The sequence below is a fragment of the Shewanella sp. FJAT-52076 genome (assembly GCF_019457455.1).
GTDB lineage: Bacteria > Pseudomonadota > Gammaproteobacteria > Enterobacterales > Shewanellaceae > Shewanella > Shewanella zhangzhouensis.
In genome coordinates, this window is sequence record NZ_CP080415.1 from 2,186,391 (window position 1) to 2,198,757 (window position 12,367).

The following is a 12,367-nucleotide window of genomic DNA, read 5'->3' on the forward strand; positions in this document are numbered from 1 at the left end:
TCAGATGGCTAGGCTCTGTTTAAGACTTAAGACTCAAGCTTCCAGCAGCTGCTGGCGCAGCCCATGGATTTCATCCCTGAGCGCGGCGGCCTGCTCGAACTCCAGATCCCGGGCATGCTGATGCATCTGTTTTTCAAGCGCATCTATGGTCACGGCGATCTGATGCGGGTCGTGCTTCATCGACGGTTTACCTGCGCCGGCGCTGCGACCTGATACCTTAGCCGCGCCTCGGCTTGGTGCAGACCTCTCGCCCACATCCATCACATCGGTGATTTTCTTCACCACGCCGCGGGGGACAATGCCGTGATCTTCATTGAACTGCATCTGTTTGGCGCGGCGACGGTCAGTTTCCGCCATGGCGCGGGCCATGGAATCGGTAATACGGTCGGCATAGAGAATCACTTTGCCGTTCACGTTACGGGCTGCGCGGCCTATGGTCTGAATAAGCGAGCGTTCGGAGCGCAAAAAGCCTTCTTTATCAGCATCGAGAATACACACCAGTGACACTTCCGGCATGTCGAGACCTTCTCTTAACAAGTTAATGCCGACCAGCACATCGAAGACGCCAAGTCGCAGGTCGCGGATAATTTCCATTCGCTCCACAGTATCGATATCGGAGTGCAAATAGCGCACCTTAACGCCGTGCTCGTCGAGGTAATCGGTGAGATCTTCTGCCATCCGCTTGGTGAGTGTTGTCACCAGCACCCGCTCATTCACGTCCACCCGCTTGGCGACTTCAGAGAGAAGATCATCAACCTGAATGGCCACAGGACGTACTTCCAGCTCGGGGTCAATCAAACCGGTTGGTCGCACTACCTGCTCAGCAATGTCATCCCCGCTTTTCTCCAGCTCATACTTACCGGGCGTTGCCGAGACGAAAATGGTCTGGGGCATCAGGGATTCAAATTCTTCAAACTTCAGCGGCCGGTTATCCAGTGCTGAAGGCAAACGGAAACCATATTCCACCAGGGTGGTTTTACGTGAGCGGTCACCCTTATACATGGCGCCAATTTGCGGCACTGTGTTGTGGGATTCATCAATGATCATCAGGCCATCGGCAGGCAGATAGTCAAGCAGCGTTGGTGGCCCTTCCCCTTCGGCGCGGCCAGACAGATAACGGGAGTAATTTTCAATCCCTGAGCAGTATCCCAGCTCTGTCATCATTTCCACATCGTACTGAACCCGCTCGGTAATACGCTGCGCCTCAATGAGCTTGTGGTTATCCAAAAACTGTTGCTTGCGCACCCTCAGTTCATCTTTAATCTGATCAATGGCTTCGAGGATTTTTTCCCGAGGCGTCACATAGTGGGTTTTGGGATACACTGTGGCGCGAGCAAGACGTTTGGTCACCTGACCCGTGAGGGGATCAAACTCGCTGATGCGCTCAATCTCATCGTCGAACAGTTCAACCCGAATGGCGTCCCGCTCCGAATCCGCCGGGAAAATGTCAATGACTTCACCCCGCACCCGGAAGGTGCCCCGCTGCAAATCGATGTCGTTGCGGCTGTATTGCAGTTCGCTAAGGCGCCTTAAGATGTCACGCTGGCCCATAAAGTCGCCCTGGCGCAAATGCAGCAGCATCTTCATATAAGAGTCAGGGTCACCCAAACCATAAATCGCGGACACTGACGCGACAATGATGACATCACGGCGTTCAAGCAGGGCCTTGGTGGCTGACAGACGCATCTGTTCTATGTGGGCGTTTACCGAGGCATCTTTCTCAATAAAGGTATTGGATGCCGGCACATAGGCTTCTGGTTGATAGTAGTCGTAGTAAGAAACAAAGTATTCCACCGCATTATTGGGAAAGAACTCTTTCATCTCGCCATAGAGCTGGGCCGCCAGCGTCTTATTGGGTGCCATGATAATGGTGGGGCGCCCCAGAGTGGCAATGACATTCGCCACGGTAAAGGTCTTGCCAGAGCCTGTTACCCCAAGCAAAGTCTGACAGGCGAGTCCAGATTCCAGCCCGTCGATCAGTTTGGCGATGGCTTTAGGCTGATCGCCTGCGGGTGAATACTGGGAAGAAAGTTGAAAAACTTGCTCAGACACAGAAAAGTTCGTCCTCGTTAAGCCGGGCTCCTAGTGTAAACCAGCGCACCTTAGACGCCAACTGCACTGAATCAGCAGGATATGCTCTTTGGCTAATACAGTATTTTGTAACTCTCTGACATACCGCTCTCGGTTGGTGCCTTTTACTTATTTGGTACGCCAGTACAGCGTTCACTGATAAATTCATGCACACATTTTATGTTGTCGTGTCTCTACAATTTTCAGTCACAATGGCATTGCCCCCTTCTCTACTACCACAAACAACTTGACATTGATTTTATTGAACATTTTTACACCGCACTGTGAAGGTGCATTTTAAGACAAATCCCGGATTCATGCGGGTTTGCAGCCTCATTTATTGTGAAACTCACAGGCTTATCCACAGAAATTGTGGAAAAGTACCTGAAAGCCTCACCGGGCGTGGCTTTGGCCAGGGTTAAGGTCAGGGGGCCCTCCGGCGGGGCGGTTTGTAATTTAACTACATCTGTAATTGCCGCATCCGGGTGCTGGCGCGCTGATCCATAAAACCTCAGTGATTCTTAGACAGCTTTCTGCTCAGGAAAGAAAGTTTCGCACCGTAAAACAGTCACTTGCTGGGTAAATGCTGAACATTGTGTTGATTTTCGCGCCACGATGCACATTAGATGAGCACTTAACGACTTAATCACACTTTTTTTGGTTTCCAGCGTTGACTCATCAGGCCACCCGTTTTACTATGCGCTCCGTTCTCAGCGAGCAGTTGTTTTACAACGATTCCCCTGTAGTTCAGTCGGTAGAACGGCGGACTGTTAATCCGTATGTCACTGGTTCAAGTCCAGTCAGGGGAGCCACTCTCTGAAACACGCCCTTAAGGGCATGAAGTTAATCGCAAAAATTTGTTCCCCTGTAGTTCAGTCGGTAGAACGGCGGACTGTTAATCCGTATGTCACTGGTTCAAGTCCAGTCAGGGGAGCCAACTTCAAAAGCGATACAATCTGTTCCCCTGTAGTTCAGTCGGTAGAACGGCGGACTGTTAATCCGTATGTCACTGGTTCAAGTCCAGTCAGGGGAGCCAACTTCAAAAGCGATACAATCTGTTCCCCTGTAGTTCAGTCGGTAGAACGGCGGACTGTTAATCCGTATGTCACTGGTTCAAGTCCAGTCAGGGGAGCCAATCGCACTTCATTTTTTTCGATTCCCCTGTAGTTCAGTCGGTAGAACGGCGGACTGTTAATCCGTATGTCACTGGTTCAAGTCCAGTCAGGGGAGCCATCGAAGTCCACGTTGTTCATTCCCCTACTCACTGCATTGCAAATCCCGTTGATTTGGATTTTGTTTTTTCCGCTTTGGGGTTACACTTTTCGCTGTTCTTAACATTCTTTAGCTAAAATCATCAAAACGGCGTTAATGGAATTAGCCATGAGTTTGATCAAAACTTTCCCCCTCGCACTTATTTTGCTCTTCGGTGGTGCCGCACTTTGGTTGCATCAAGAGAACCTTGGCCTGATGCAGGATGCTGGCAAGGCCCTGGAAACGCAATATCAGAACAAAACCACTGAATTGGTATCCTGGCATGGTGATGGCAAGGCACTCTATCAACACCTGCAGCAATCGATCACCTTGCAGTTTTTTCAGTACACCGATGGGACCGATGGCAGTCGCAACTTCACCACCGGACAATTGCAGGAAACCCCGGCGTCGTTTTTGGCAAGCCTGTTTCCGCTGGAAATAAGTGATACACGCAACTTGCCTGACGGTCGACTCATGGTGAAGTTGGACACAAACGGCCCAAGAACAGCGGCAGTTAAAATCTATTCAGAACAGTTACTCATCCTTGGCAGTTTATGGGCCGCTTCGCTGCTGCTGTTTTTGGTGTGTGCATCCAGACTGTCCCGTAAAATCAATTACGCAGCAGAGTATGTGAAGTCGCTGGCGGAGCTTAATTTCTCGCCCCCTGAGCAATCCAGACTCGGCGGTGAGCTTAAATCCCTTGCAGGCGCATTTGAAGACGCCCGGCAAGCATTGAAGCAAAAGATTGACGGTTTGCATCATGAAAACGAGAAGCTGTCCCGGGCAGCATTTCAAGATCCCATCACAGGTTTTGGCAGCAGAGCACGCTTTACCCGTAAATTGGATGAATTGGCCAAGAGCCAGAAAGACTTGCTGGGTTCTCTTGCCATGTTGCAAGCCACTGAGCTGGGTACTATCAATCAGCTTAAGGGCCGTACCGCTGGCGATGACTATCTGGCAAAAGTCGCCGGATGTTTGCGTAAGGCAGGCAGCCCCTTTCCCGATGCCGAATTTTACCGGATAAGCAGCTCCGACTTTGCGGTGTTTCTGCCTAATCTGGTTATCAGTGATGCAGAACGATTCCTTGAGCCGCTCAAGACGTTACTCGATGAATACCAGTCCACTTCTGCCATGGAGTCGGTGGCCTATACCGGACTCGTCCCCTATAAGAGTGGCGTTGACCCGGTGGGCTTACTCAGTCTCTCTGATGCGGCGCTCAGCATTGCTCAAACACTGGGCTCTAACAGTTTCCATGTGCTTGAGAAGTTCAGTGAGGATCAGGAAATCGGAGATAACCGCTGGCAAGTGGCTATTACTGAAATCATTACCCAACGCGCAGTACGATTCTTTCAGCAGCCGATACAGCCCTGCCGCAGTGAAGTGGAAGTCTACCGCGAACTCTTTGCCCGCTTCTTTAACTCAGAAGGCAAGGTACTCCCTACCGCTACTGTGATAGCCATGGCTGAAAGGCACGGGCTGAGTCAGGAGCTGGATAAGCTGGTCGTCCTCTCAGCTGTGCGCATGCTGCTGGATAACCCAAACCTGACCGGTGCCTATGGGGTCAATATCAGCGCTGTGTCGGCAACCGATGATAATTTTGTGGTCTGGCTTAAGGATCTTCTAACCAAACACAAGACCATTTCTAACCGACTGGTACTTGAAATCAATGAAAGTGGTCTGCAAACCAATATGCAGGGCAGTTTCCGCTTTATTCGCGAAATCCACAGTGTTGGTACCCGGGTATCCATCGAGCGTTTCGGCATGGGCTTTACATCGTTCAAGTTTTTCCGGGAAGTCAGACCCGACTACATCAAGCTCGACGCCACCTACAGTGAAGCCATAGATCAAGACGCCAATAACAAGTTTTTTGTGCGCATGATGATAGATATCGCCAGACGTATCGGTGTCAGGGTCATTGCCTGCGGTGTAGAACGTCAGGAAGAAAAGCTGACGCTGGAGAAGCTTATGGTGGATGGTTTGCAAGGTTTCTATATTGCCAAACCAGAACCTGCCGCCGGCAAAGACTCGCTTGACGAGAAACTGGCCCGCCAGAGTTAACCCTGCATTTGATATGTTGTTAATGAGACTCAAAAAGCCGATAATACCCGGCACCGACCGCTAATGCTTTTTTGCGATGAGTGAATATCTCCTGTTGTTGATCGGTACTGTGCTGGTCAACAACTTCGTTTTGGTAAAATTTCTCGGACTTTGCCCCTTTATGGGGGTGTCAGGCAAGCTTGAGTCTGCCATCGGTATGTCGATGGCGACCACCTTTGTATTGACCCTGGCCTCTGTTCTCAGTTTCCTGGTGAACCAGTATCTGCTGGCGCCTTTTGATTTGACCTATCTGCGCACCATGAGTTTTATTCTGGTGATCGCCGTTGTGGTGCAATTCACCGAAATGCTGGTGCAAAAAACCAGTGCCAGTCTGCACCGTGCGCTGGGTATTTACCTGCCGCTTATCACCACCAACTGCGCCGTTCTCGGTGTCGCGCTGCTCAATGTGAACGAGCAGCACGATTTTCTGGAATCAGCTATCTATGGCTTTGGCGCCGCGGTGGGATTTTCTTTGGTGCTCGTCCTCTTCTCAGCCATGCGTGAACGTCTGGCGGCAGCTGATGTGCCGATGCCTTTTCGGGGTGGCGCGATTGCCATGATCACCGCCGGCCTGATGTCACTGGCCTTTATGGGCTTTACCGGTTTGGTGAAATAATGTCAGCAGTCATGATAGCCGTTGTATTACTGGGCCTGCTGGCATTGGTATTTGGTGCCATATTGGGCTTTGCTGCCGTTAAATTCAGAGTCGAAGGCGACCCTCTGGTGGATCAGGTCGAGTCCCTGCTGCCACAAACTCAGTGTGGTCAGTGTGGCTATCCTGGTTGCCGCCCCTACGCTGAAGCCATTGCCGGCGGTGACCAAATCAACAAATGTCCCCCCGGTGGCACCGCCACCATGGAAAAAATCGCTGAGCTGATGGGCGTTGAACCTCAGCCCCTGTCTGCCACAACTGAGCAGCAAGTCAAAAAGGTTGCCTACATTCGCGAAGATGAATGTATCGGTTGTACCAAGTGTATTCAGGCGTGTCCGGTGGATGCCATCGTCGGCGCCGGTAAACTGATGCACACCGTCATTACCCAGGACTGCACCGGCTGCGATCTCTGTGTCGAGCCCTGCCCCGTCGATTGCATCGACATGCTCCCTGTCACTCAGGACATCAAGACCTGGAACTGGAAACTGAGTGCCATTCCCGTGATGCAGCTCGAAGAGGATAAACAGTGCTGACGCTTTTGGAACAATTGGATAAAGGTACACTGTGGCGTTCACCAGGTGGTATTCATCCACCCGAGATGAAATCCGTCTCCAATGGCACTGCCATTGCCACATTGCCACTGTTTGATGAATACCTGGTTCCCTTGCCTCAGGTTGGTGAACAGGCCACTCTCGCCGTAAAGGCGGGTGATATCGTTCTTAAAGGCCAAATGTTGACTCAGGGTCAGGGCTTTGGCTATTTACCGGTACATGCGCCCACTTCAGGCAGTGTAAAAGCCATTGAGTCACGGCCGAGCAACCATGCATCCGCCCTGCCCATACTGACGCTGGTATTGGAAGCCGATGGCCAGGATACATGGTGTGAACTCCAAGGCGCAGTTTTGGATGAGTTGACCCCGGCCCAAATGGTCAAAAGAATTCAGGATGCCGGCATCGCCGGTATGGGCGGCGCCGCGTTTCCGAGCCACATTAAATTAAGTCCGGCCAGCGAAATAGAGTTGGTGATAGTCAACGGTGTTGAATGTGAACCCTACATCACCGCAGACGATCGCCTGATGCGCGAACACGCCGATGGGATTATCGCGGGTATTGGCATAGTGCACCGTATCCTTGCGCCCAAACGCATTATCATCGCCATCGAGGATAACAAGCCCGAAGCCGCTGAAGCCATGCGGGCCGCCGTCAATCGCAGCCAGTTACCGGCGGGACTTGTCAGGGTCACTGTTATCCCGACCAAATATCCTTCAGGCGGTGAAAAGCAGCTCATTCAGATTGTTACCGGACAGGAAGTGCCCTCCGGCGCCATTCCAGCTCAGCTCGGTATCCTGGTGCACAACGTGGGTACCCTGTATGCAATCCGCGATGCCGTCATCGAAGGAAAGCCTTTGATAGAAAGAGTCGTTACCGTCACCGGCAACGCGGTAACCAAACCCGGAAACTACCGGGCTTTAATCGGCAGCAAGGTAGAGGATGTCCTCCACCACTGTGATTTTCGTGCAGCGCAGGCCCAAAAGATCATCATGGGTGGTCCTATGATGGGTTACACCCTGGCCGATACCCAGGTCCCGATTTTGAAGGGCAGCAACTGTCTGCTGTTGCCCAACGGCCTCGAAATCACCGAGATGCCGCCCGAGAAACCCTGTATTCGCTGCGGCGAATGTGCCGTTGCCTGCCCCGCATCATTGCTGCCACAGCAACTCTTTTGGCACGCCAAAGCGGAAGAATACGACAAGGCACAAAGCTATAACCTCAAAGACTGTATCGAGTGCGGATGTTGCAGCTATGTCTGCCCAAGTGACATCCCCTTGGTAGAATATTATCGGGTTGCTAAGGCCGCCATTCGCCAACAGGCGGAAGAAAAAGCCAGTGCTGAGCGCGCCAAGGTGCGATTTGAAGCCCGCATTGCCCGCCTTGAAGAAGAAAAAGCGGCCCGGGAAGCCAAGGCAAAAGAGGCCGCAGAGAAACGTAAAGCGGCCATGGCCGGTGGAGAAAAAGACGCCATCGCCGCAGCCCTCGCCCGGGTGCAAGCCAAAAAGGCCGCCCAGGAGCAAACTGCTGCTCCAACTGCTGCTTCGCCAGAGGGGACGCCAGCTTCAGCCGCCGATCCTAAAGCCGGTGTCGCTGCCGCCATAGCAAGAGCCAAAGCAAAGAAGGCCGCCCAGCAGGAAGCCGCCAAGGCCGCTGGTAACACCGGGAGTACGGAAGCTGACGCCGACGTAAAAACACAGGCCAAGCCTGAGTTAGCGCCCGAATCAGCAAGCAGTGAAGATCCGAAAAAGGCCGCTGTCGCCGCAGCGATTGCCCGCGCCAAGGCTAAAAAAGCGGCCCTGGCGGCAAACAGCAATACAGCCGCTGCAGACACCGCCGAAGGCAACATCCAATCCTCCCAACCGGCACCAGAAGTAAAGGTGTCTGAAGTGCAGCTAGCGGATGCAGAGGCTGACGCGAAGGAGCAGGATCCCAAGCGTGCCGCTGTAGCCGCGGCCATCGCCAAAGCGAAAGCCAAAAAGGCTGCCAGGACTACCGATGAAAATGCCGCTTCGGAGTCAATTTCGTCAGCGCAGGTGGCCCCGGTAGCCGACTCAGGCTCAATAGCCGACTCAGGCTCAGACTCAGACCCAATGGATACCAAATCAGCCAGAGTTGCTGCAACCGTTGCCAAAGCTAAAGCCAAGAAGTTGGCGACGAGTGCTGCACAGAGCACAGCCCCAGAGGATATGGCCGCTGAAACTGATAAGGGTCGCAGTGAGGCAAGTTCCCCTCAAACAGATGAAAGTATTCTTGCGAACAAGCTAGACGACAAACCTGATGACAAGGCCGCCAGAGTGGCCGCTGCGGTAGCAAAAGCCAAGGCGAAGGCAGCAGCGAAACGTGAAGGAAGACAGTCAGAAACTGCAGAAACTGGCAGCGTTCAATCTGAAGAGTCTCTAGCGGCTGCCCCCCTGGCACTGGAGACTGATGCCCAAGCGCTCGCGAGCAGTCCCTTTACCGATAAGGCCGCTGACACTTCGGCGGTTGAAAGCCAAGTATCAGAGCAAGGTGATAACACCCAAGACAGCTCAAATACAGGTATTTCAGAGGTTCCACCAACAGATGCCGATGCGCTTAAAAAAGCCCGTATTGCTGCGGCCGTCGCCAAAGCCAAGGCCAAAAAAGCCGCCAAGGAGCATGAATAATCATGGCGTTTAAGATTGCATCCTCACCCCATGTGCGCAAAGACAGCCAGACCTCGGCCGTGATGCAGCGCGTCATTCTCGCTGCCCTGCCGGGACTCGCTGTTCAATGTTATTTCTTTGGCTGGGGCACCTTTATTCAGGTGTGTCTTGCCATTGCGACGGCTCTGGCCGCCGAAGCCCTGGTGCTTAAGCTCAGAAACCGCCCGATATCGCCTACCCTGATGGATCAGAGTGCTGTGCTTACCGCGCTCTTGATTGGTGTGGCCATTCCGCCGCTCGCCCCCTGGTATTTGGTGGTCATAGGCACAGTATTTGCCATCGTGATGGTGAAACAGCTTTATGGCGGTTTGGGGCAAAACCTCTTTAACCCTGCCATGGCTGCCTATGTACTGCTTCTCGTATCTTTCCCGGTACTGATGACGACATGGGCCGTCCCCAGCACTCTGGCACAAAGCAGCGCCGGTATTCTGGATGCCATTGAAGTCATTTTTTCAGCTCAGGGCGCAGCTGACTTCGCGCTCGGGATTGATGGCGTGTCCATGGCGACTCCACTGGACACCTTGAAAACCGATCTGTCCATGGGGCTCACCGCCGATGAAAGCCTGAAAAAAGCCATCTTCGGAGGTGGCAGCACCGGTGAAGGCTGGTTCTGGGTGAATCTTGCTTATCTGTGCGGCGGCCTGTTTTTATTGGTTACCAAAACCATTCGCTGGCACATCAGCGCTGGGCTCATCGGCGCCCTCTTTGTGTGCAGCCTCTTTGGCTTTGGCGCATCGCCAGACACCCACGCCAGCCCCCTGTTTAACCTCTTCAGTGGCGCAACCATGCTGGCAGCCTTTTTTATTGCCACCGATCCTGTGACCGCCGCCACCAGTCCTCGAGGACGGCTGCTCTTTGGCGCCATGATAGGGGTACTGATTTATCTGATCCGCACCTTTGGTGGTTACCCCGATGGTGTGGCGTTTGCGGTATTGCTGGCCAACCTCTGCGCTCCGCTAATCGACTATTACATCAAGCCCCGGGCCTATGGCCATCGTGGCAGCCTGTAGGACCTGGCGATGCAAAAATCCATCATCAAAAACGGACTCCTCTTAAGTGGTTTTGCGCTTATCTGTACTGCAGCGGTCGCTCTGGTGAACGAGGCAACAAAAGATAAGATTGCCGAGCAGCAACGTCTTGAGCTGACCCGTATACTGCACCAGATAGTACCCGATGAGCTTCATGACAACGACCTTGGCATGAGCTGCATTCTGATCCATGACGCCGACGCTTTGGGCACAGACGAGCCGATGCCGGTTTATCTGGCAAGCAATGCCAGTGAGCCAGTCGCGCTTGCCATAGAGACCATTGCCCCTGATGGGTATAACGGCAATATTCGCCTTATTGTAGGGGTAGACCTCAATGGCAAGGTGCTTGGTGTCCGTACCCTTACCCATCAGGAAACGCCGGGGCTTGGCGATAAGATTGAGCTGCGCAAGTCCAACTGGGTACTGTCATTTAACGACAAAGTGTTTTCTGATAAGACAAGTGACCGCTGGAAGGTGAAAAAGGATGGCGGTGACTTTGACCAGTTCACCGGTGCCACCATTACCCCCAGGGCCTACCTCAAGGCCATCAGCCGTACCCTGACCCTTGTCAGTGCCAATCAGGCCGAGTGGTTTAACAGGCCTCTGGGCTGTGATAACGGAGCCAATGCAGATGAGTAACTACAAAGAGATTGCCTGGCAAGGGCTTTGGAAAAATAACCCGGGGCTGGTGCAGCTTTTGGGGCTTTGCCCACTCCTTGCGGTCACAGCTACCCTGACCAACGCCCTTGGACTTGGTCTTGCCACTGTTGCCGTGTTGATTGGCTCCAACGTGCTCGTATCCCTGGTTCGTGAATTTGTCCCCAAGGAAATTCGCATTCCTGTGTTTGTGATGATCATCGCCGCCCTGGTGACAGTAGTGCAGCTGGTTATCAACGCCTATGCCTACGGCCTTTACCTGTCGCTGGGGATATTTCTGCCACTCATTGTGACTAACTGCGTAATCATAGGCCGCGCCGAAGCCTTCGCATCCCGCAACAGCGTGGGCGCCGCCGCCTTCGATGGTCTGATGATGGGGGTAGGCTTTACCGCCGTGCTTGCCGTGCTGGGCGCGTTGCGGGAATTCCTCGGTCAGGGCACCCTGTTTGATGGCGCCGACCAACTGCTTGGCGACTGGGCTGCCTCTCTTCGTATTGAGCTGTGGCAGGTGGATAACAGCTTCTTGCTGGCAATGCTGCCCCCCGGCGCCTTTATCGCTATGGGACTCTTGATTGCCGCTAAAAATGTTATCGATAAGCGCCTGGAAGCGAAGAAGCCAGCGCCCGAAGCAGCGCCCGCCATCACCCGAGCCAGGATAACCAAAGTAGGCTGAATAAGGCAGACTGAGTAAGGTAAGAGATACCGTGAATAACCAAAAGCGAGTGGAAATTTTAACCCGGCTTAGAGCCAATAACCCGAAGCCAGAGACTGAGCTTAATTTTTCCTCCCCCTTTGAATTGCTTGTGGCTGTCACCCTGTCGGCGCAGGCCACCGATGTCAGTGTGAACAAGGCCACCGATAAGCTGTTTCCAGTGGCCAATACCCCACAAGCCATAGTTGACCTTGGTGTCGAGGGGCTCAAGGAGTACATCAAAACCATCGGGCTTTTTAATAACAAAGCCATCAACGTGGTGAAGCTGTCGCAAATTCTGCTGGATAAACACGGCGGCGAAGTGCCTGAAGACCGTGAAGCGCTGGAAGCCCTGCCCGGTGTGGGCAGAAAGACCGCCAACGTGGTGCTTAACACCGCCTTTGGCTGGCCTACCATTGCCGTGGACACCCATATCTTCCGTATGGCAAACCGCACCAGGTTTGCACCCGGCAAGAACGTGGTTGAGGTAGAGGAGCGGATGCTCAAGGTGGTGCCGGCGGAATTTAAAGTGGACGTACACCACTGGTTTATTCTGCATGGACGCTACACCTGCCTTGCCCGCAAACCTCGCTGTGGCAGCTGCATCATCGAAGATCTGTGCGAATTCAAGGACAAGGTTTACCCAGACGAGTAAGCTGGGAACCTGAAATGAAAAACGCCGCAAA

At 53.2% G+C, this 12,367-nt stretch carries 9 protein-coding genes and 5 tRNA genes; 13 read left to right on the forward strand and 1 reads right to left on the reverse strand.

Annotated features, from left to right (window positions below; translation table 11 throughout):
- Positions 1–33: 33 nt before the first annotated feature.
- A complete protein-coding gene (uvrB, locus tag K0H79_RS09440; RefSeq protein ID WP_220075609.1) occupies positions 34–2,052 on the reverse strand; it encodes an excinuclease ABC subunit UvrB in 2,019 nt (672 codons plus the stop codon).
- Between the two features lie 754 nt (positions 2,053–2,806).
- Here uvrB and K0H79_RS09445 point away from each other — a divergent pair.
- The 13 genes from K0H79_RS09445 to nth all read left to right on the forward strand — a co-directional run bounded on the left by K0H79_RS09445 (position 2,807) and on the right by nth (position 12,336).
- A tRNA-Asn gene (locus K0H79_RS09445) sits at positions 2,807–2,882 on the forward strand.
- A gap of 49 nt (positions 2,883–2,931) precedes the next feature.
- A tRNA-Asn gene (locus tag K0H79_RS09450) sits at positions 2,932–3,007 on the forward strand.
- Between the two features lie 23 nt (positions 3,008–3,030).
- Positions 3,031–3,106: transfer RNA gene (locus tag K0H79_RS09455), tRNA-Asn, on the forward strand.
- A gap of 23 nt (positions 3,107–3,129) precedes the next feature.
- Positions 3,130–3,205: transfer RNA gene (locus tag K0H79_RS09460), tRNA-Asn, on the forward strand.
- 22 nt (positions 3,206–3,227) lie between these two features.
- Positions 3,228–3,303, forward strand: a tRNA-Asn gene (locus tag K0H79_RS09465).
- Between the two features lie 147 nt (positions 3,304–3,450).
- On the forward strand, positions 3,451–5,379 hold the full coding sequence (locus tag K0H79_RS09470; protein WP_220075610.1) for an EAL domain-containing protein: 1,929 nt from the start codon (positions 3,451–3,453) through the stop codon (positions 5,377–5,379).
- A gap of 76 nt (positions 5,380–5,455) precedes the next feature.
- Positions 5,456–6,034 (forward strand): electron transport complex subunit RsxA, encoded by a 579-nt coding sequence (gene rsxA, locus K0H79_RS09475; protein ID WP_220075611.1) that lies wholly within the window; start codon positions 5,456–5,458, stop codon positions 6,032–6,034.
- The gene (rsxB, locus tag K0H79_RS09480) at positions 6,034–6,603 is read left to right on the forward strand and encodes an electron transport complex subunit RsxB (protein WP_011759944.1); all 570 of its coding nucleotides are present in this window, start codon (positions 6,034–6,036) and stop codon (positions 6,601–6,603) included. The genes rsxA and rsxB overlap by 1 nt, the downstream gene beginning before the upstream one ends.
- Positions 6,597–9,266, forward strand: coding sequence for an electron transport complex subunit RsxC (rsxC, locus tag K0H79_RS09485; RefSeq protein ID WP_220075612.1), 2,670 nt, complete (start codon positions 6,597–6,599; stop codon positions 9,264–9,266). Before rsxB ends, rsxC begins: the two co-directional genes overlap by 7 nt.
- A 2-nt stretch (positions 9,267–9,268) precedes the next feature.
- Entirely contained in the window at positions 9,269–10,315 is a 1,047-nt protein-coding gene (rsxD, locus tag K0H79_RS09490; protein ID WP_220075613.1) for an electron transport complex subunit RsxD, read from the forward strand.
- Positions 10,316–10,324: 9 nt separating this feature from the next.
- On the forward strand, positions 10,325–10,972 hold the full coding sequence (gene rsxG, locus K0H79_RS09495) for an electron transport complex subunit RsxG (RefSeq protein ID WP_220075614.1): 648 nt from the start codon (positions 10,325–10,327) through the stop codon (positions 10,970–10,972).
- Positions 10,965–11,663: an electron transport complex subunit E gene (locus tag K0H79_RS09500; protein WP_220075615.1), complete on the forward strand. Its 699-nt coding sequence runs from the start codon at positions 10,965–10,967 to the stop codon at positions 11,661–11,663. The genes rsxG and K0H79_RS09500 overlap by 8 nt, the downstream gene beginning before the upstream one ends.
- Positions 11,664–11,694: 31 nt before the next feature.
- Complete coding sequence (nth, locus tag K0H79_RS09505; protein WP_011759949.1) at positions 11,695–12,336, forward strand: endonuclease III; 642 nt, start codon at positions 11,695–11,697, stop codon at positions 12,334–12,336.
- Positions 12,337–12,367: the final 31 nt, after the last annotated feature.

Coding starts and splice junctions, on each gene's coding strand:
- K0H79_RS09470 (WP_220075610.1), top strand. CDS start 3,451: ATGAGTTTGATCAAAACTTTCCCCCTCGCACTTATTTTGCTCTTCGGT.
- rsxD (WP_220075613.1), top strand. CDS start 9,269: ATGGCGTTTAAGATTGCATCCTCACCCCATGTGCGCAAAGACAGCCAG.
- rsxB (WP_011759944.1), top strand. CDS start 6,034: ATGTCAGCAGTCATGATAGCCGTTGTATTACTGGGCCTGCTGGCATTG.
- rsxA (WP_220075611.1), top strand. CDS start 5,456: ATGAGTGAATATCTCCTGTTGTTGATCGGTACTGTGCTGGTCAACAAC.
- rsxG (WP_220075614.1), top strand. CDS start 10,325: ATGCAAAAATCCATCATCAAAAACGGACTCCTCTTAAGTGGTTTTGCG.
- K0H79_RS09500 (WP_220075615.1), top strand. CDS start 10,965: ATGAGTAACTACAAAGAGATTGCCTGGCAAGGGCTTTGGAAAAATAAC.